The following is a 22018-nucleotide window of genomic DNA, read 5'->3' as shown; positions in this document are numbered from 1 at the left end:
TTTATTTCCTCTTTCTATTTAGCATCATACCATGTAGCTCCATAGCTAGAATCTACAAGCAATGGGACAGCAAGTGTTAATGCATTATCCATAATTTCTTCAACAAATTCACTAAAATCTTGTACCTCAGACTTTGGAACTTCAAATATTAATTCATCATGCACTTGAAGTAATAATTTGGCATGATAGTTTGTTTCTCTTACATTTTTGTCAAATTGAACCATTGCCAATTTAATAATATCTGCAGCACTACCTTGAATAGGCGTATTCATGGCTGTTCTTTCAGCAAAACTTCTTAAATTAAAGTTGCGACTCGTAATATCTGGAATATAACGGCGTCGATGTAATAATGTTTCAACATAACCATTGGCTTTTGCATCTTTAACAATATCGGTCATATATTGTTTAACACCTGGAAAACTAGCCAAATAATCATCAATAAAAGCTTTTGCTTTTTTACGTGTAATACCTAAATTTTGGCTAAGACCATAATCACTTATACCATAAACAATACCAAAATTAACCGCTTTTGCTTGTCTACGCATTAAATCATTAACTTGATCTTTTTCAACTCCAAACACTTTCATAGCAGTAGCAGCATGAATGTCGTCTCCATGTATAAAAGCTTCTTTTAAACTTTCATCTTGAGTCATATGTGCTAATACACGAAGTTCAATTTGAGAATAATCCGCAGATAAAATAACATAATCATCTGACGTTGGTTTAAAGGCTTTACGAATTTTACGACCTTCCTCAAGACGAATCGGTATATTTTGTAAATTCGGATCAATTGATGAAAGACGTCCAGTTTGCGCTAATGTCTGATTAAAACGCGTATGGATACGTTGATCGTCACTTATGACTTTTTGCAAGCCTTCTACATATGTTGATTGTAATTTTGACAACTGTCGATACTCAAGAATGTAATCAATAATAGGATGTTTACCTTGTAACTGTTCAAGTACATCAACCGCAGTAGAATAACCCGTCTTTGTTTTTTTAATAATAGGTAATTTTAATGTTTCAAATAAAACAATGCCCAATTGTTTAGGTGAATTAATATTAAATGATTCACCTGCTGCTTCATATATTTCTGAAACAAGATTATCCAATTTTTCTTGAAGCTCGTTTTGCATTTCCTTAAGATCATTTACGTCTGTATAAATACCTGTTTCTTCCATGTCAGCAAGTATTCTCGCTAATGGCAACTCTAAATTATTCAACAAGTCCATTTGATTATGGTCTGACAGAATGTCTGACATTAATGGTTTACAATTATAAATAGCTTGCATAATGGCAGCGATATGCACTTCCAACACATCATCTAGTGGAACTTGTCGTTTTTTCCCTTTACCATATACAGCAATATCACTTTTGACAAAATTTTGATTATAATAACTTACTACGGATTGAACATCTTCTATAGTACGAGATGGATCAATAATATAACTTGCTAACATAACATCAAAATCAATATGCTGCAGATTAATCTCTAAACGATGTGCAGCAACATAAGTCTTTTTAGCATCAAAAACAATTTTATTATTATGATCATTTTCTAACCACTCAATGAGTTCAGTATATTGATGGATATCCTCAGCCGAAATAACGATATATTGATTTTGTGCATATAATCCAAACTTTAAAATTTTATCCTTTAAATAATTACTACCATCAATTTCAAAATGTATGATTGCATTATCTAGCTTTTTAAAATTTATATTATCAAAATGATGGATCACTTCAAAATTCTGTTCAGTCTCACTGTTATTTTCACTAGCACTACTGTCTATATCATTAAGTAATTGTTTAAATTCTAATTTTTGGAAAAGCTCAATTTTATCTTTATTATCATTTAAATCACCCATAATTGTATCTTTAAGATTCACTTTTATAGGGCTGTCACAATTAATGGTAGCTAAATCTTTACTCATAAACGCATCGGCTTTACTATTCTCAAGATTTTCCTTAAGTTTTTTTCCAGAAACTTCATCAAGATGATTATACACACCTTCAACAGAATGAAACTGGTTAAGTAACTTAATTGCCGTTTTTTCTCCAACACCAGCTACTCCAGGTATATTATCAGAAGTATCTCCCATAAGACCTTTCATATCAATAATTTGTTTTGGTAACAATCCATTATATTTTTCAGCAATGAATTCTGGTGTGTAATGATCTACATCAGTAACCCCTTTTTTCGTGTAATAAATTGTTACATGGTCCGTTGCTAATTGTGTTAAATCACGATCTCCTGTAATAATAATCGTTTCTAACCCTGACGCTTCAGCTTGTTTGCTCAACGTACCAATAATATCATCAGCCTCATAATTTTCTAATTCATAATACTTAATATGATATGCATCTAATAACTGTCGAATATATGGGAATTGTTCACTTAATTCTGGAGGCGTACTTTGTCTCCCACCTTTATATTCACTATATTTTTCGTGTCTGAAAGTCGTCTTACCTGCATCAAATGCTACTAAAAAATGATTAGGTTGCTCTTCTTTCAATATTTTCTCTAGTAACATAGCAAAGCCATATATTGCATTTGTATGAATACCAGCCTTATTCGACAGCAAAGGCAAAGCGTAAAATGCCCTGAAACTCAAACTATTTCCATCAATTAAAACTAATTTATCCACAATCAAACCTCCAGACCATATTTACCTATATTCTAGCATATAAAGAAGCACTTAACGAGCATGGCGAGTTTAGTGCTTCTTATGCATGAGCTTCAGCTCAGGTATTCCTTTATTGCACTTAACGAGCATGGCGAGTTTTATAGTTCCACTGTCTTTGGGCTAGTGGAACTTATGCATTTGCTCTGCAAAGGCGTTCCATTTTCTTTTTCTTTTAAATACCTTTAGTTCTCCCTTCATTTGAAAAGTGAAATACGCAAAAAACTGACGACAAGTTCTAAATTTTGTCGTCAGTTTAAAATAATATCTATTGAATGTATGAATAATATTATACTTCGTTATTACTATAATTATCTGTAAAAGTTACTTTGAATGTTGATCCTTTATTCGGTTCACTTTTGACACTAATGACACCATGATGTGCTTCAACAATATGCTTCGTAATTGATAAACCTAAGCCTGTACCACCTGAATCTCGACTTCTTGCTTTATCAACACGGTAAAAGCGTTCGAAAATATGCTTTTGTTCTTCTTTACTAATACCAATACCAAAATCTTGTATTTCTAAATATACTTTTGATTGTTGACGATAAACTCGCACAATAACTCGATTATTCTCCAAAGAATAGTTAATAGCATTTGATAGCAAGTTCGTAATGACTTGTGCAATTTTATTTTTATTCGCTTTGAAAATAATATCTGGGCTAATTTCATCTATAATTTCGATATTTTTGTCTTTCGCCTGATTTTGTAAATTATCTACAGTATTGTGTGCAAGTTCCGATAAATTGACATACGCTGTCTGTAATTCACGTTGTTGTTCTATATGTGACAAATCTAATAAATCCATAACTAAAGACTCGATTCGATTAGATTCTTTTAAAATAATATTTAAAAACATATCTAAAGATGCCACGTCATCTTTTGCACCTTCTATCAATGTTTCAGCAAAACCTTTAATAGAAGTGATTGGAGTCTTAAGCTCATGTGATACATTAGCAACAAATTCTCGTCTTAAATTTTCCAATTTCTTTAAGTTAGTTATATCATGTAAAACAACTACCATACCTTGCAAATGTTTTTTAGATTTTGACAGAATTGGCACGCAAGAAACATCAAAATATTTATGATGTACATTATTGATATTAACTTCAACTTGATTATACATGCTTTTTTCGGTTTTAAATGCTTCTAGAATCAGTTGTTTTATCTTATCATCAATAAAATCATTATAATCCTTGTTTTCAACCTTTTCTTCTAAACCAAAAACTTCATAATATGAATGATTGGCCACAACAATTTCACCATACTTATCAATCATTAATACAGAACTTGGTATATTTTCTAATGTAGTTTTTAAACGGTTTGATTGGATTTTTTGTTTATTATTTAATTTTTGTAAACGGCGTGCAAGTTCATTTGTTGTAACAAACAACGCCTTTGTTTCTTTGACGTTACTTTCAGGTACTCGAACATGATAATATCCATCAGCGAGTAACGAGGTCGCATATGTAACTTCGTTAATCGGTCTAATATATGTACGTTTAATACTTCTAACTGCTAAATAAATTGCGATAAGTACAACAACACCAATTAACGCTATATATTTCCAAAGCTCTTTCTGTAAATTAACCATCTCATCATCTATTCCACTAATGTATATAGCCTCATTGCTAAATTTATTTTTAAAAGTATAGTGGTATCCTTCATCAGCGCGGTCATAAATAATATTAGATGGATTAGCTGCATTATCAATTGCAGGGTTAATATCATAATGGCTTTTTGTTTCAAATATAATTTTATTTCCCTCTGTTATTTTGACAGAAATGTTTTCATTTTTTGCGATATTTTTAATTTCTTCAGTTTTACCTTGTTCTTCTAATTTTGAATAGTTTTCAGTTTTCTTAGTTAAATCAGCAACTTTTTTGTCCGTGAGCGTCTGATATATTGAATGATGCATAATAGCGCCTAATCCGATAAAACTTATTATTGTTATTGTACATAATAGTAAGAGTAACCGTTGATGAAATTTAAGCATTAAGCTTTAGGACGCTCCAATTTATAACCTAAACCTCTAACCGTCTTAATCAATTTTGGTTGTTTAGGATTTTCTTCTAATTTATCTCTTAAATGACTAATATGTACATCCACAATTCTAGAATCACCAGCAAATTCATAATTCCAAACTGAATTAAGCATGTGTTCTCTAGTAATAACTCTTCCTTGTCGTTCAATAAGGTAGAGTAAAAGTTCAAATTCTTTAGGTGTCAGTTCTAATAATTCATCATCTTTATAAACTTCAAAAAATTCTGGACGAATGCGTATATTTTCAATTAAAATATCTTCTTCGTTTGCTGCATCATTTGCAGCTTCATTAACAAACTGAGAACGTCTTAAAATTGCTTTAACCCTTGCAACTACTTCTCTAGGTGAAAACGGTTTTGTCATATAATCATCAGCGCCTAATTCCAAGCCTAAAACACGATCGAATTCATCATCTTTAGCTGTTAACATTAAAATAGGAACTAAGTTTTTGTCTGAACGAATCGTCTTACATACTTCAATTCCATCTTTTTTAGGTAACATAACATCCAGTACAATTAAATCTGGTTGTACTTTTTCTACCTTTTCTAGTGCTTCTTCACCGTCATATGCGACTTCGACGATATATCCTGCCGTTTCTAAGTTGTATTTTAGTAATGTTACGATTGATTGCTCGTCATCTACCACTAAAATTTTTTGTGACATGATGTGCCTCCTATATTGTAATTGCATTTTCACATTCATTATAACTGAAGTTTAAAAAAAAATAACATATCAAACATTAACTTTACATAATTTTTACATTAATTTAAATATAACCTAATATTAAGAGATTATGTACCCATTTAAAAGATAAAATCGAAATCCATTTTATAAATGAATTTCGATTCATATCTACAAACCAAGTCTTATTTTAAATTTTTAATTAATTCATCAGCAAATTCAGAAGTTGAAACTTCTGTTGCACCATCCATTAAGCGAGCAAAATCATATGTTACTATTTTTGAAGCGATAGTTGACTCAATGGCATCTGTAATTTTATCAGCTGCTTTTTGCCAGCCAAGATGTTCTAACATTAAGACAGAACTTAATAATTCAGATGATGGATTAACTTTATTTAATCCTGCATATTTAGGGGCAGTACCATGTGTAGCCTCAAATATAGCATGTCCAGTTTCATAGTTGATATTAGCACCTGGTGCAATACCAATACCACCAACTTGTGCTGCTAAGGCGTCTGAAATATAATCTCCATTTAAATTCATAGTAGCAACAACATCATGCTCTGCAGGACGCGTTAATATTTGTTGTAAGAAAATATCCGCAATAGAATCTTTAATGATAATCTTACCTTGTTGTTCAGCTCTTTCTTGAGCTTTATTGGCAGCCTCTTTACCATCATTTTCTACAATCTCATCATATTGCTGCCAAGTAAATACTTTATCAGCAAATTCATTATGCGCTAAATCATAACCCCATTGTTTAAATGAACCTTCAGTAAATTTCATAATATTACCTTTATGAACTAATGTGACAGATTTACGACCATTATCAATGGCATATTGTATAGCGGCTCTGACCAAACGCTCAGTACCTTCTTTTGATACAGGTTTAATACCAATTCCAGATGTTTCAGGAAATCTAATGTTCGATGCACCCATTTCATTTTGTAAGAAATCAATCACTTTCTTAACTTCTTCAGTACCTTCTTTAAATTCGATTCCAGCGTATATATCTTCTGTGTTTTCTCTAAAAATCACCATATCTACATCTTGTGGTCGTTTTACTGGAGATGGTACTCCTTTAAACCAACGAACTGGGCGGAGACATGTAAATAAATCAAGTTGTTGACGTAAAGCTACATTAAGTGAACGAATACCTCCACCAATTGGTGTTGTTAATGGTCCTTTAACAGCTATTAAATATTCTTCTATCGTTTTTAAAGTTTCGCTAGGTAGCCATTCTCCTGTTTCGTCATAAGCCTTTTGCCCAGCTAATACTTCTTTCCACACAATTTGTTTTTCACCGTTATAAGCTTTCTCAACTGCGACATCAATCACGCGGCTAGCTGCTTTCCATATATCTGGTCCAATACCATCCCCAATAATAAATGGAATAATAGGTTCATTTGGAACTTGTAACCCATCTTGTGTTTTAACCATTTTTTCTGCTGACATAATTTGAACCTCCATTATAAAAATTCACATTAGTAATTAATTAACTGCTATCTTTCTTCAATAGGGATATATTTTCGATCTTTCTCACCAATATATTTAGCTCGCGGTCTCATAATACGATTATCTCTATATTGTTCTAAAATATGGGCTGTCCATCCAGCTGTACGGCTGACAGCAAATATTGGCGTAAATAAATCATGTGGGATATCCATACTATGATAAACAGTAGCACTAAAGAAATCGACATTAGGAATAAGCCCTTTTTCTTCCTTCATTCGTTTTTCAATAGCAATTGAAATATCATATAATTCACTTCTTCCAGTTTCTGAAGTGATTTTTCGGCTCATTTCTCTGAGATATTTCGCACGTGGGTCGCCTTCTTTATATACACGATGGCCAAATCCCATTATTTTTTCCTTATTTGCAAATTTTTCATCTAAATAATCGTCAACCTGGTCTACAGACTTTACTTCAGATAACATGTTCATTACTCGTTCGTTCGCTCCACCATGCAAAGGCCCTTTTAAAGAACCAACGGCTGCTACAATACCAGAGTACATATCTGATAAAGAAGAAACTGCACAGCGAGCTGTAAATGCAGATGCATTTAATTCGTGATCCGCATGTAAAACTAACGCTTTATTAAACGCCTCAACTTCAATATCTGTAGGTAACTCTCCTCGTAGCATATATAAAAAATTCCCCGCATAATTTAATTCTGCTTTCGGTTTAAGCGGTTCTTTACCGTCTCTTACTCGAGCGAATGCTGTCACTAATGATGCTACTTTTGCTTGAATACGTATAGATCTTTCAAGAATTTTTTCTTCACTTTCTCCTTCAGCATTCGGATCAAAATGTGCAATGTATGAAACTGATGTACGTAAAGCTGTCATAGGATGAACATTATCAGTTACATATTCCTCAAAATGTTTATAAACTCGAGGATTTAATGTCATATAATAGTTTAATTTCTTCTTTAAATCTGCCAATTCCTCTTCAGTTGGTAAACGATAATTTTTTAATAAAAAGACGATTTCTTCAAATTCAGCATTTTCTGCTAAATCATCAATATCGTATCCTGCATAAGTTAATTGACTTCCAATAATTGAGCTGATTTTTGTTTCAGCTGCAATAACCCCTTCTAAACCCTTTTTTAATTCTGCCATATGAAATTCCCCTTTTCTTTTCTTTTATAATGGCTTTCAACTAATATTATAGCTAATCAATTTTCATTTGTGAACGCTTATTCTTTATACATGTAAACGTGTAAAGATAATAGTTAACAAACTATTAATACTCTTATACCCCAAAATCAGCGCTGTTATAACAATTCTATACAAATTTATGTTGTTCATTAGTCTGATTTTATTGAATATTTCAATTTTTTATTATATTTGATAACAATTTGTTAACACGATTTTAAGGAAAATTTTATAAAATTTATGAAAAATAATTGTCGAATGAAGTTTATAAGTGCATAATAATAATATCTAAATGTAAGGGAGTTGTCTTATGGAGGATAAATTACAAAGAGAATTGAGTAACCGTCACGTGCAATTAATCGCCATTGGTGGTGCAATTGGTACTGGATTATTCTTAGGTGCCGGACAAACGATTGCAATGACAGGTCCATCCATCTTATTAACGTACATCCTCATTGGATTTATGTTATTCATGTTTATGAGAGGCTTAGGGGAAATTATTATTCAAAATACTGAATTTAAGTCTTTTGCTGATGTAACTAATAAATATATTGGACCTTTCGCTGGTTTCGTGACTGGTTGGACTTATTGGTTCTGTTGGATTATTACGGGGATGGCTGAAGTAACTGCGGTAGCAAAATACGTAAGTTTTTGGTTTCCGCAAATTCCAAACTGGGTCAGTGCACTTTTCTGTGTACTCATATTAATGACGTTCAATCTTTTGAGTGCAAGATTATTTGGTGAATTAGAATTTTGGTTTGCCATTATTAAAATTGCAACAATTGTCGGGTTAATTGTCGTTGGTCTAGTGATGATACTTATGGCTTACAAAACGCAATTTGGATCTGCTAGTTTTGCTAACTTATATCAAAACGGTATTTTTCCGAAAGGTGCATCTGGATTCTTTATGTCATTCCAAATGGCATTGTTCTCTTTCGTAGGTATCGAAATGATTGGTGTTACAGCCGGTGAAACAAAAGATCCACAAAAAACTATACCTAAAGCAATCAACTCTGTACCATTACGTATTTTAGTCTTTTACGTCGGTGCATTAGCAGTTATTATGTCAATTATACCTTGGGATAAAGTTAGTCCTGACGATAGTCCATTTGTTAGACTATTCGCGTTAATCGGTATACCATTCGCTGCAGGACTCATTAATTTTGTTGTTCTAACAGCTGCTGCGTCATCTTGTAATAGTGGTATTTTCTCAAATAGTCGTATGTTATTTGGACTTGCCGATCAACAACAAGCACCACCTATTTTTAGAAGTACTAATAAACAAGGTGTGCCACATATTGCTATTATTGGTTCATCTGTATTTTTATTAGTTGCAGCACTATTGAACTATATTTTCCCAGATGCAACTTTAGTATTCACGTATGTTACGACTATTTCAACTGTATTATTTCTTGTAGTTTGGGGACTTATTCTCTGGGCATATATTAATTATAGTAGAAGAAATCCAGAGCTACATAAACAGTCGACATATAAATTACCAGGCGGCAAATACATGGGATATATCATTCTATTGTTCTTTGTTTTTGTTTTTGCATTGCTATTTGTAAATGTTGAAACAAGAAGAGCGATTTACTTTACGCCCGTTTGGTTTATTATTTTAGGACTTATGTATTATAGATATAAACAAATGGCGAAGAAAACTAAATAATAACCAAATATAAAGATTTGCAAGTAAGTTATTTAACATTTAAACACAACTTAAATGCTAAATTGCAGCTAGGATTCGGTTATTTAAATCTCAATTATGGACAGATTGGGATGTAAATCCCAAAATAAAAGCATAAAGATGATTGGAAATTAAAAATCATCTTTATGCTTTTTTAATATTCAATATTTCATATTATTATTTTGCTTGGTGCAATGTTTTTTCGTATTTTTCTTTGTTGGGGACCACCCCACCTTGCTTTGCTTGATAAAATGTTTTTTGCATTTCTCTTTATTGGCACCCCGTCTTCAGCTTGTTAAAGACATTTATATCTCAGCCCGTTATTTCTTATACTATTTATCTCTATCATGCTCTATTTATTGTAAAAAAGGAGCGGGACTGAATTCATCGTCCCGCCCCGGCAAGGTTGACTAGGATTGAAAAAAGCTTGGTATAAGCGTATTTTCAATCCAGTCAATTACTGCCAATATATAGTCCATAGTCTAAAATATAATTATATCCCAGACTCTATTACGATTTAATGTTTAAGTTATTAAAGTACGTTTGCATAGCCTTCAAAGATTTTTCCTTGTGAAGCATCAATTGTAATTAATATACCATCTTTAATTTCTTTAGTAGCATGTTCTACGCCAACAATCGTTGGAATGCCTTTTTCTAAACCAACAATAGCACTTGGAGAAGTAATACCGTTTTCTTCAGTGATTAAGCCAGCTGCTTTTTCAATGTATGGTACTAAAGTTTCGTCAACTGAAGTAGTAATAATAATTGAATTGCTTAAGTCTTTTCCTTCTAAATCGCTGGCATCATCTGCAACAACAGATTGACCTACAACTGATTCACGGCCAACACCTTGACCTTTTGCAATTTCATCACCAACAAGATGTAACTTCATCATATTAGTTGTACCTTTTTCACCAGTTGGAACACCAGCAGTAATAATGATTAAATCCCCATTTGTTACGCGTCCTGTTTCAACAGCAGTTGCGACAGAGTTATTTAATAAATCATCAGTGGTTTTACGACCTTTTTTAATAACTGGATATGCACCCCAAACAAGTGCTAATTGGCGAGCTGTATGTGCACTTGGTGTAACAGCAATGATATCTGAATGTGGTCGATATTTAGAAATTGTTACTGCAGTCGAACCACTTTCAGTAGCTGCAACGATAGCTTTAACGTTTAAATTAAGAGCTGTATGTGCTACAGAAACCCCAATCGCGTTAACAAATGATGTTTCAACTAGTTTTGTACGATCTGATAATAATTTTTTGTAGTCTTGCGCAGCTTCAGCAGATACAGCAATATTTCTCATTGTTTTCACTGCTTCTTCTGGGTATAAACCAGCAGCTGTTTCACCTGATAACATTACGGCATCCGTTCCATCATAAATGGCATTAGCTACGTCACTTGCTTCAGCACGAGTTGCACGTGGATTACGTTGCATAGAGTCTAACATTTGCGTAGCAGTAATAACAGGTTTTCCTAATTTATTACATTTTCTAATTAAATCTTTTTGAACAATTGGTACAGATTCTGGTGGAATTTCAACACCCATGTCTCCACGTGCTACCATTAATCCGTCAGATACTTCTAATATTTCTTCAATATTGTCAATACCTTCTTGGTTTTCGATTTTAGGGAAGATTGTAATATTATGATTGTTTTCTCTTTCTAAAATTTCACGAATATCTAAAACATCGCTTGGACGTCGAACAAAACTTGCAGCGATATAATCGACATCTTCTTTAATTCCAAATAAAATATCATCTGCATCTTTATCTGTAATACCAGGTAAGTTTACTCTGACACCAGGGAGATTGACACCTTTTTTATTTTTTAATTCACCTGTATTTAAAATTTCACATCTAACTTCGCCGTTAGCTTTATCTATTTCCTTAACTTCAAGTTCAACTAAGCCATCGTCTAATAAAATGTATGAACCTACTTGAACATCATTAATTAAATTTTCATAAGTTACTGAAAATTTTTCTGGTGTTCCTTCTACTTGAGTCATACTCACAATAACTTCTTTGCCTTTTTCTAACATAATTAGGCCATCTTTCATGTCATGAGTACGAATTTCAGGACCCTTAGTATCAAGTAAGATTCCAATTGTTTTCCCAAGTTTTTTCGCTACTTTTCGAATCGTATCAATTCGTGCTTTATGTTCTTCATGACTGCCATGAGAAAAATTCAAACGGGCAACATTCATGCCAGCTTTCATTAATTTTTCTAACATTTCTTCTGATTCAGATGCAGGTCCTATTGTACATACTATTTTAGTCTTTCTCATTCTAATTGCCTCCTAAATTAAATAGATAGCTTTTTAGCTAGTTCATAAATATCATTGTTAAATTTATGATCTGAAATTTTGAAAATCTCATCGAATGGCGTAGCTGTAAGTTGGTTATGCGTAATACCTACGCCAAGACCAGATTTACCTTGAATTAACAAATCAACTGCATGACCGCCTAACCTTGATGCGAGTACACGGTCAGTGCCTGAAGGGCTTCCACCGCGTTGAATGTGACCTAATACTGAAACACGTGTGTCAACGTTTATATATTTCATTAATTCATCCGCACATTCTTGGCCACTCATACAACCTTCAGCAACCATTACAATTGAATGTTTCTTACCACGTTTAATACCACTCTCTATTTTTTCGGCAACGTCTTTAATTTCTGTTTTAACTTCTGGCACCATAATCGTTTCGGCACCTACTGATAGACCAGCCCACAAAGCTAGATCTCCACAATCACGTCCCATTACTTCTACAATAAATGTTCGAGCATGGCTAGAAGCTGTATCCCTTATTTTATCGACACATTCAATGATTGTATTTAATGCTGTGTCAAAACCGATTGTAAAATCAGTACCATTAATATCGTTATCAATCGTACCTGGAACACCTATAGTTTGAATTTCAGGACATTCTTCGCTAATACGTTGTGCGCCTCGATAACTACCATCGCCACCAACGACAACCAGACCTTCAATCCCTCTCTTTCGAAGATTATCTATCCCAACTTTACGATGCTCTGCTTCTTTAAATTGAGGACATCTCGCTGAGTATAAAAATGTACCTCCACGTTGTATGGTATCCCCTACAGAGCCAAGTTCTAATTTATGGATATTATCATCTAGTAAACCTTGGTAACCTTGATAAATGCCATAAACCTCGATGTTGTTGTAAATCGCTGTACGAACAACTGCTCTTACTGCAGCGTTCATACCTGGTGAGTCACCACCGCTAGTTAATACTGCAATTTTTTTCATGACGACATACCTTTCTTAACTAGATTTCTCTTTAACTCTAAATTACCACACTTTTTGGGGTCATTCCATCAATATTATTAAGGTTTATTGATGTAAACGTTTTAATTGTTAAGTTTATATTAAAAGAGTGAAATGGTAACCATTTCACTCTTTTACACTTAATTAATCAACAAATGAACCAATATGTCTGAATTTATTATATCGGTCTTCTGCTAATTGTTTTTTATTTAATTTTGACAATTCAGCAAGTTCGTTTTCAAATGCCGCTTTAATATGTTGTGCTTGAATCTCAATATCTCTATGTGCACCACCTAAAGGTTCTTCAATAACATTATCAATAATCTTTAATTGTAATAAATCATTAGCGGTAATTTTCATCGTTTCAGCTGCCATCTTAGCTAAACTACTATCTTTCCAAAGTAATGCTGCAGCGCCTTCTGGTGATATTACAGAATATGTACTATTTTCCAGCATTAAAATGCGATTGGCAACACCAATTCCTAATGCACCACCGCTACCACCTTCACCTATAACAATAGCAATGACAGGGACTGATAATGATGCCATTTCGATTAAATTTTTCGCTATAGATTCACTTTGCCCACGTTCTTCTGCTGCCTTTCCTGGATAAGCACCTTTCGTATCAATAAATGTAAAGATAGGACGATTAAATTTCTCAGCCTGTTTCATTAATCGTAACGCTTTGCGATAACCTTCTGGGTGAGCCATTCCAAAATTACGATAAATATTATCTTTCGTATCTTTACCGCGTTGTTGACCAATCACAGTTACTGGCATTTCATTTAAGTACGCAATGCCTCCTACCATAGCAGGATCATCACGAAAGTTTCGATCACCGTGAAATTCTATAAATGCATCAAAGATATGTGGAATATAATCCAATAAAGTAGGTCTCTCTTGTAAACGAGCAATTTGAACTCGATCCCAAGGTTTCAAATTTGTATAAATCTTTTTAGTTTCTCTTTTTAATGAAGCCTCTAATAAATCAATTTCATCTTGTAAATCCACATCATTTTTTTGTTGAGATTCTTTTAATGATTCAATTTTGTTCTTTATATCATATAGTGGTTTTTCAAAGTCAAGCATCCTAATTCACCTCTTGATGCATTTTTAAGATTTGGGCTAATGTTTCTTTCATGTCTTTACGATGAACGACTTTATCAAGTTGTCCATGTTCTAATAAAAACTCAGCCGTTTGAAAATCTTCAGGTAATTTTTCATTAATTGTTTGTTCGATAACACGTCGTCCTGCAAATCCAATTAATGCTTTTGGCTCACTCAAGTTGATATCACCAACCGAAGCAAAACTTGCGGAAACCCCACCTGTTGTAGGATGAGTTAAATATGAAATATAGAGTAAACCTGCGTCAGAATGACGTTTTAATGATACGCTTGTTTTACCCATTTGCATTAAAGAAATAATACCCTCTTGCATCCTTGCTCCACCACTTGCAGAGAATAAGATAAAAGGTAATCGATGTTCAGTACAATAATCAATAATGCGACATATTTTTTCACCTACTACCGATCCCATACTCCCCATACGAAACCTTGAATCCATTACAGCAATACCAAATGGTAGATTTTCTAATGTTGCAATGCCAGTGACAACTGCTTCCTGTAAATCTGTCTTTTGTTGATCTTTTTCAATTTTTTCTTCGTAACCTGGAAAATCTAAAGGATTTGCTGATGTCATGCCTTTATCAAATTCTTGAAAACTACCTTCATCAGAGACAGCTTCAATACGTTTATAAGCTGTCAAAGCAATGTGATGGTCACAATTGAAACAGACATTTAAATTTTCCGCTAGTTCTTTTGTATACATAATCTTTTTACATTTAGGACACTTGGTCATAATACCCGCTGGCACATCATTTTGCTTGGAATCCTGTACTGTTAAATATTTCTTTTTCTTACTACTTCTGTTAAAAAAATCTTTAAACATGCATAAACCTCCACGTCACTAAACATCTAAAGCACTATATTATATTTAAAGTTATCTGATATATCTTTAATATCTTATGTTTACTTGCTTATTGTATATCTGTTAGTTTCATCGTTTTATCATAAATTGCTTGTGGTTCAACTTCAATTCGAGCTACACCAGTTTCCATTGCAGCTCTTGCAACTTCTCTAGCAACAGATGGTGCTACACGCTTATCAAATGGATCAGGAATACAATAATCAGGTCTTAATTCATCCGGTTGAATAAGATTCGCAATTGCTTCTACTGCAGCTTTTTTCATTTCTTCATTTATATGCGTTGCTTCAACTTCTAATGCGCCACGGAATATTCCAGGAAAAGCAAGTACATTATTGATTTGATTTGGAAAATCCGACCGACCTGTACCAATAACCTTTGCTCCTGCTTCTTTGGCATCTTCCGGTTTAATCTCAGGATTGGGATTAGCCATAGCAAAAATTATGGCATCTTTAGACATTGATTGTACCATTTCCTTAGTTAATAAATCGGCAATTGATACACCTATAAAAACATCTGCCTCTTTAATAACATCTTGTAAGCTTCCTTCTATTTTATCTTTATTTGTAAATTTAGCAACAAATGATTTTGTCTCATTCATTCCATATGGTCGATCTTCATATATTGCACCTTTAGAATCACACATAATCATATGACGTACGCCATATGCATCCAATAATTTACAAATAGCAATGCCAGCTGCGCCAGCACCATTTAATACTATTTTAATATCAGATAGTGGCTTGTCTACAATTCTTAATGCATTTATAAGTCCAGCCAGAGTAACGATAGCAGTACCGTGTTGATCATCATGGAATACAGGTATATTGGTTTCTTTCTTTAAGCGCTCTTCAATTTCAAAACAACGTGGAGCTGATATATCTTCTAAATTAATGCCCCCATAGTTCGGTGAGATTAATTTGACTGTTTGGATTATTTCTTCAGTGTCAGTAGTATCTAAAGCAATTGGTACACCATTAATACCTGCAAAACTTTTAAATAGTACCGCTTTGCCTTCCATAACAGGAATGCTCGCAGCTGCTCCTATATTACCTAGTCCTAATACAGCTGTACCATCTGTAACCACTGCTACAGTATTTCTCTTAATAGTATAATCATAAACCGTTCTAGGATCTTCGTGTATTTCTTTACAAGGTTCAGCAACACCTGGAGAATAAGCTAAGCTTAATTCTTTTTTATTCGTTACTTTAACGTTGGGTGTAACTTGCAATTTACCTTGATTTTCTTTATGCATCTGTAAAGCGTCATCTCTTAAAGACATTACATCAACCCCTATTCATTTTTTGGATACTTATAATGAAGATGTTGAGACAAAACCACGATTAATCAAACACTCGACCTCTTCTTACGTTTAGAAACAAATCATAATTCTAACCATCATTTTATGTATATAAAAATAGTAAACTCATGATTGTTTACATTTAATCATCAGTTTACTATATCATAATTTAATGTTTGTTAAAAGTTATATAATTCTTATGTCTTCTGGCTTATAGTTATCTATAAGCTGTTCGATTTTACCTTGTTCACGCTCAATGTAGCCAACATTTTGCATTTGTTTCGTAGTTTCATCAAAATAGTTCACATCAATACTTTTAAAAGATTTATCAGTTTGTAACTGTTGTTTTAATCGTTGTTTATCATTGATATGGCGCAATACAATTTGCTTCGCATGGCTAATCTTGTGCTGCTGATAGTCTTCTAAGTAAGTAATTTGCTGAATAACTAATTGCTGCTTCTGATTACGTTGTTCAAACTTCCCACTGACAATATACATTTCATTTTCTTGTATCTGATTACCATATTGACGGTATTGCTCTGGAAAAATCACACCATCAATAACTTTAATACCATCATTTACAACAACAAAAGCCATTTGTTGGCCTTTCTTCGTCCTTATCTGTTTGATTTGATCGAACTGCACAAGAATAGGTTGATGATTAGCAGCATTAGCCAATGTATAAATTCCTAAGAACTGTTTGCGATGAAACATTTTTTCAACTGGATGTTTTGAAATGTAAAACCCAAGATATTCTTTTTCATACATGCTTAACTGTAAATCATTCAATTCTGCTTGTTCCTCAATCTCATCTTTAGGGGTCATACCCGCAATGTCAAAAATATCTAAACCAACATGTGTAATATCATCGACTGCTTCATCTATCATTTGAAGTGATGTTGCGCGATTGTGCCCCAGCGAATCAAATGCCCCTACTAAAATCAAAGACTCTAAAAGTTTACGTGTTTTTATACGTTTGGGTATGCGTTTAGAAAAATCTTTAAAACTTTTAAAATTTCCTTGTTTTTTTCTATTATTTACGATTGTTTTCACGCTTTGATAGCCTACACCTTTAATTGCACCTAAAGATAGGTAAATACCTTGTGGTGTTGCTTTATAAAACCAATGACTATGATTAATATGTGGTGGTAAAATTGCAATTCCCTGTATCTTTGCTTCTTCAATAATTGCCGCTGTTTTTTGCTCATTTCCTACAACATTACTTAAAATATTAGCGTAAAAGTAATGTGGATAGTGTACTTTTAAATACGACATGATATAAGCTATTTTAGAATAACTAACTGCATGCGCTCTAGGGAAACCATAATCAGCAAATTTTAAAATTAAATCAAAGATTTGTTTACTTATTTGTTCTTCATAGCCATTTCTTTGGGCGCCTTCAACAAAATGTTGTCGTTCATTTTCTAATACAGCACGATTTTTCTTGCTCATTGCACGTCTTAATATATCCGCTTCTCCATAACTGAAGCCAGCAAATCGACTAGCAATTTGCATAATCTGCTCTTGATAAATGATAACACCATATGTACTTTTTAAAATGGGCTCTAAATCTGGATGTAAGTATGCTACCTTTGATGGTTCGTGGCGTCGTGTAATATATGTGGGTATTTCTTCCATTGGACCCGGACGATATAAAGAAGTTACTGCAACAATATCTTCAAAGTGTTGCGGTTTCAAGCGCTGTAACACGTGACGGACGCCTTCTGATTCTAGTTGGAAAATACCTGTTGTTTCACCTTGTGATAACAGTGCAAATACTTTAGGATCATCGAAAGGTATTGCTTCAATATCGATCTCAACATTTAAATCATATTTAACTTGTGTCACTATTTGATGGATAATAGATAGATTACGCAATCCTAAAAAGTCAATTTTTAATAATCCTAAACGTTCTGCTTCAGTCATTGTCCATTGAGTCAATAATCCTGTATCACCTATTGTTAAAGGAACGAAATTAAATAAAGGTTGGTCGTTAATAATAATTCCTGCAGCATGTGTAGATGTATGACGCGGTAATCCTTCTAATTTCTTACATAGTTCAAACCATTTTTCATGTCGATAATTGCGATGAACAAAGTCTTTGAATTTATCATTGTCATAGGCTTGGTTTAACGTAATACCTAATTGATGAGGAATAAGTTTTGATATTTCAGCAAGTGTAATTTCATCAAATCCCATAATTCGACCTACATCTCTTGCAACAGCCCTTGCCAATAGATGTCCAAAGGTAACAATTCCTGACACATGATATTCGCCATATTTTTGTTGCACATACTCAATGACGCGCTCACGTCTCGTGTCTTCAAAATCAATATCAATATCTGGCATCGTAACACGTTCAGGATTTAAAAATCGCTCAAACAGCAAATTATATTTTATAGGATCAATCGTTGTTATTCCCAATAAATAGCTAACTAATGATCCTGCAGAAGATCCACGGCCCGGTCCTACCATTACATCATGGGTTTTGGCATAATGAATTAAGTCACTAACAATCAGAAAATAGTCTTCAAATCCCATATTTGTAATGATTTTAAATTCATGGTTTAGTCTGTCTATATAATTTTTTTGATTTAATTGTAATGTTTTTAAACGCTGCACAAGCTGTTTCCATAGGTATGCTTTAGAACTACTATTATCTGGTGTTTTAAATTGTGGCAACAATGATTGATGATATTGTATTTCTGCATTACACTTTTCAGCTAATGCTTGCGTTTGTGCCCACTCCTCTTGTGAAACTGTCAATTCGTCTAGCTCACTAGCTTCAAGGAAGTGTTCATTTAAATTATCCATCTCATTAACTAAATCTAACTTTTCATTCAATTTAATAGCCTGAAGGGCGGCAATGGTATCTGCATCATTATCATTTAAATAACGTGCAGTTCGTAACCAGACTCGTGGCAATCCAAAATCATTTTTGCTATCACTATTTACATATATAAACTCATCATTTAAAAATTTTTCTAATATATGTTCGTGCTTTTGTTCTACTTGTTTAAAAACGATAGCAATGTTGCTTTGGTATTTAGTAATCCATTCAAATGGCACCAATGATTTATCTTTCATTTTGATAGCTGAAGATAACTGGTACATCGCTGTCAATCCTTCATTATTTAACGCATAAAGTACAGCTTCTACAGAAGATAATCCATCAGTAATATAGACAGTCATCCCAAAGATAGGTTTAATATTGGCAGACACACATGCGTCATAAAATTTTGGATAGCCATATAACACATTGGTATCAGTAATAGCTAATGCTGTATAACCTTGCTTTGAAGCTTTAGCCACAACATCTTCAATTTTTAAACTTGAATTCAACAAATCATATGACGTATGAATATTAAGATGTACAACCAATATTAACACTCCTTTCTTTTTAAACAGTTAGCTTTTGACGTAACAATCGTGCAAGTTGTTCAAATTCTTCCCAAGAATATACAGAGGCACCTGATGCATTGGGATGTCCACCACCATCAAATTGAGCGGCTACATCATTAATTGTGATACCTTTTGACCGTATTCGACAACGAATCTGTTCACCCTCATCGACTGCAAATACCCAAATTTTCAATCCTTTAATATCAGCTACTGTATTTACAAACTGTGATGCTTCATTCGGTTTAATATGATATTGCTCAAGTACATCATTTGTAATCTTGATCTGGCAAAATGCATCATCTTTAAGTTGGAAATTTTGTAAAACATAACCTTGAAACGGCATTAATTTCGGATCTTTCTCAGATAATTTATTCAACTCTGCATTATGATTAAATGGGAAAGTTAATAAAAAACTAGCTACTTTCATTGTATGAGGCGTTGTATTATTAAATAAGAAACGACCCGTATCACCAACAATACCTAAATACAATACCCGCGCTATTTTAGAAGACATTAAATAATTGTCATTAAAATGTGCAATCATATCATAAATAATCTCACTTGTAGACGAAGCTTTGTCGTTTACATAGTTGATGTCCCCATATTGATCTACTGGTGGATGGTGATCTATTTTAATCAAAGACTTACCTAAATTATATCGTAAATCATCAATTCTTGGTGCATTTGCTGTATCGCAAATAATGACAAGTGCATCTTGATAATCTCTATCTGAGATTGAATCTAAATCCCCTATAAATGACAATGATGGCTCAGCTTCTCCAGTAGCAAAAATGCGCTTATCAGGAAACTTAGCTTGCAAATAATACTTTAAGCCTAGTTGTGAACCATAAGCATCTGGATCTGGCCTTACATGACGGTGTATAATGATTGTCTTCGCACGTTCTATTTCATCCATAATTTGATTCCATATTTTTTCCATAATCCAACTCCCCTAATTAGATAATATCTTCAAACATTTGACACATTATCATACCTTTAGCAACTTTTTGATTATTACAATTCATCGCTACTTCAAGTTTTGCAAAATTCCGTCCAACATCTAATATATCGTATTTAACTTCAATTGAAGATTCGATTGTAACTGTTTTAATATATATAATATTTAAACTTTCAATCATCACATCGACTTTTTTATATTTTCTCATTTTATATTGCACTGTTTCTTCTATAATTGCTACAAAGACCGCTTTGCTTAATGTACCATATTGATTAGTTAGTAATGGTGATACTTCAACAGCAATTGATTCTGGAGTAACTGCAATATGTTTAGCAATTTGGTCGTTGATTGTCTCACCAATTTGTGGTTGCCGTCCTAATAATTGCATGGATTTCAAAACATCTTCTCTTGTGATAACACCTAATATTTTCTTGTTAGTTGTAGTTACTGGAAGTATTTCAATTCCTTCCCAAATCATCATATGTGCACAGCTCGCCACAGTCGTTGATAATTCAACATTTATAGGTGGTTTTGTCATCACACTTTGTATGACATCATCATGGTCCATATCGATGGTTTCTTTGCTCGTAATAATGCCTACTAGTTTCCAATTTTGATCCACAACAGGAAAACGACTATGGCCAGTAGTCTTTGCTTTTTCTTTATACTCTTTTAGACCCATGTGCGAAAAAATTACGGTCGTTTCATTAACTGGTTTAACAATATCTTCAACAATCAAAATTTCTTTACGAATAATTTGATTAAACATGGCCCTGTTAATAATATTTGCAACTAAAAATGTATCATAGTTTGACGATAAAATAGGTAATTGATGCTCATTAGCGTAATTTATTATTCTTTTTGACGTCTTAAAGCCACCGGTAATTAAAACAGCACATCCTCTTTTCAACGCTTCAAATTGTGCATCTTCTCTGTTTCCAACAATAAGTAGTGTCTGTTTACTAATATATTTTATCAAATCTCTAATTTCCATTGCACCAATCGCAAATTTTGACACTGTTTTGTGCAGTCCTTGTCTACCACCTATAACTTCGCCGTCAATCATCTTAACGATTTCGCTGAAAGTTAAGTTTTCAATTTCATCACGCTTCTTCTTTTCAACTCGAACTGTGCCTACACGATCTATCGTCGTCACTAAGCCAAGTTGTCCAGCATCCTTAATCGCTCGATAAGCCGTGCCTTCTGATACTTCTAACACTTTAGCAATTTTTCTGACCGAAATTCTTTGACCTACTGATAAGGCTTCGATATAAGCTAAAATTTGTTCATGTTTAGTCATTTTAATACCTCTACTATTTTTGG

At 33.3% G+C, this 22018-nt stretch carries 14 protein-coding genes; 1 reads left to right on the top strand and 13 read right to left on the bottom strand.

Going from position 1 to position 22018, the window contains the following annotated elements; genetic code table 11:
* Positions 1–14 precede the first annotated feature (14 nt).
* The 5 genes from polA to HMPREF2864_RS00680 form a co-directional block, all read right to left on the bottom strand.
* Positions 15–2648 carry a DNA polymerase I gene (gene polA / locus HMPREF2864_RS00700; RefSeq protein ID WP_070544748.1) on the bottom strand — a complete coding sequence of 878 codons (2634 nt, stop codon included), beginning with the start codon at positions 2646–2648 and terminating at the stop codon, positions 15–17.
* Positions 2649–2973: 325 nt separating this feature from the next.
* The gene (pnpS, locus tag HMPREF2864_RS00695) at positions 2974–4683 is read right to left on the bottom strand and encodes a two-component system histidine kinase PnpS (RefSeq protein WP_037545462.1); all 1710 of its coding nucleotides are present in this window, start codon (positions 4681–4683) and stop codon (positions 2974–2976) included.
* Positions 4683–5393, bottom strand: coding sequence for a response regulator transcription factor (locus HMPREF2864_RS00690; protein WP_002478052.1), 711 nt, complete (start codon positions 5391–5393; stop codon positions 4683–4685). The genes pnpS and HMPREF2864_RS00690 overlap by 1 nt, the downstream gene beginning before the upstream one ends.
* A 203-nt stretch (positions 5394–5596) precedes the next feature.
* Positions 5597–6865: an NADP-dependent isocitrate dehydrogenase gene (icd, locus tag HMPREF2864_RS00685; protein ID WP_070572086.1), complete on the bottom strand. Its 1269-nt coding sequence runs from the start codon at positions 6863–6865 to the stop codon at positions 5597–5599.
* Between the two features lie 47 nt (positions 6866–6912).
* Positions 6913–8031 (bottom strand): citrate synthase, encoded by a 1119-nt coding sequence (locus HMPREF2864_RS00680; protein ID WP_002458878.1) that lies wholly within the window; start codon positions 8029–8031, stop codon positions 6913–6915.
* A gap of 346 nt (positions 8032–8377) precedes the next feature.
* On the opposite strand from HMPREF2864_RS00680, the gene HMPREF2864_RS00675 reads away from it, so the two are divergent.
* A complete protein-coding gene (locus HMPREF2864_RS00675; protein ID WP_002458877.1) occupies positions 8378–9736 on the top strand; it encodes an amino acid permease in 1359 nt (452 codons plus the stop codon).
* Positions 9737–10286: 550 nt separating this feature from the next.
* On the opposite strand, the gene pyk is transcribed toward HMPREF2864_RS00675, so the two are convergent.
* The 8 genes from pyk to HMPREF2864_RS00635 all read right to left on the bottom strand — a co-directional run bounded on the left by pyk (position 10287) and on the right by HMPREF2864_RS00635 (position 21995).
* Positions 10287–12047 carry a pyruvate kinase gene (gene pyk / locus HMPREF2864_RS00670; protein ID WP_002458876.1) on the bottom strand — a complete coding sequence of 587 codons (1761 nt, stop codon included), beginning with the start codon at positions 12045–12047 and terminating at the stop codon, positions 10287–10289.
* A 17-nt stretch (positions 12048–12064) separates the two neighbouring features.
* Entirely contained in the window at positions 12065–13033 is a 969-nt protein-coding gene (gene pfkA, locus HMPREF2864_RS00665) for a 6-phosphofructokinase (RefSeq protein WP_002458875.1), read from the bottom strand.
* Positions 13034–13195: 162 nt separating this feature from the next.
* Positions 13196–14140, bottom strand: a complete 945-nt coding sequence (locus tag HMPREF2864_RS00660; RefSeq protein WP_002492588.1) for an acetyl-CoA carboxylase carboxyltransferase subunit alpha — start codon at positions 14138–14140, stop codon at positions 13196–13198.
* A gap of 1 nt (position 14141) precedes the next feature.
* Positions 14142–14999 carry an acetyl-CoA carboxylase, carboxyltransferase subunit beta gene (gene accD, locus HMPREF2864_RS00655; protein WP_002458873.1) on the bottom strand — a complete coding sequence of 286 codons (858 nt, stop codon included), beginning with the start codon at positions 14997–14999 and terminating at the stop codon, positions 14142–14144.
* Between the two features lie 88 nt (positions 15000–15087).
* Positions 15088–16317 carry an NADP-dependent malic enzyme gene (locus HMPREF2864_RS00650; RefSeq protein WP_002458872.1) on the bottom strand — a complete coding sequence of 410 codons (1230 nt, stop codon included), beginning with the start codon at positions 16315–16317 and terminating at the stop codon, positions 15088–15090.
* A gap of 204 nt (positions 16318–16521) precedes the next feature.
* Positions 16522–19716 carry a DNA polymerase III subunit alpha gene (locus HMPREF2864_RS00645; protein WP_070544746.1) on the bottom strand — a complete coding sequence of 1065 codons (3195 nt, stop codon included), beginning with the start codon at positions 19714–19716 and terminating at the stop codon, positions 16522–16524.
* A 19-nt stretch (positions 19717–19735) separates the two neighbouring features.
* Entirely contained in the window at positions 19736–20677 is a 942-nt protein-coding gene (locus tag HMPREF2864_RS00640) for a DHH family phosphoesterase (RefSeq protein ID WP_002458870.1), read from the bottom strand.
* Positions 20678–20693: 16 nt separating this feature from the next.
* Complete coding sequence (locus HMPREF2864_RS00635) at positions 20694–21995, bottom strand: DRTGG domain-containing protein (protein WP_002478044.1); 1302 nt, start codon at positions 21993–21995, stop codon at positions 20694–20696.
* Positions 21996–22018 lie beyond the last annotated feature (23 nt).

The organism is Staphylococcus sp. HMSC059F04, assembly GCF_001812565.1.
GTDB classification, from domain to species: domain Bacteria; phylum Bacillota; class Bacilli; order Staphylococcales; family Staphylococcaceae; genus Staphylococcus; species Staphylococcus lugdunensis.
This window is presented reverse-complemented; position numbering and strand designations above follow the sequence as displayed.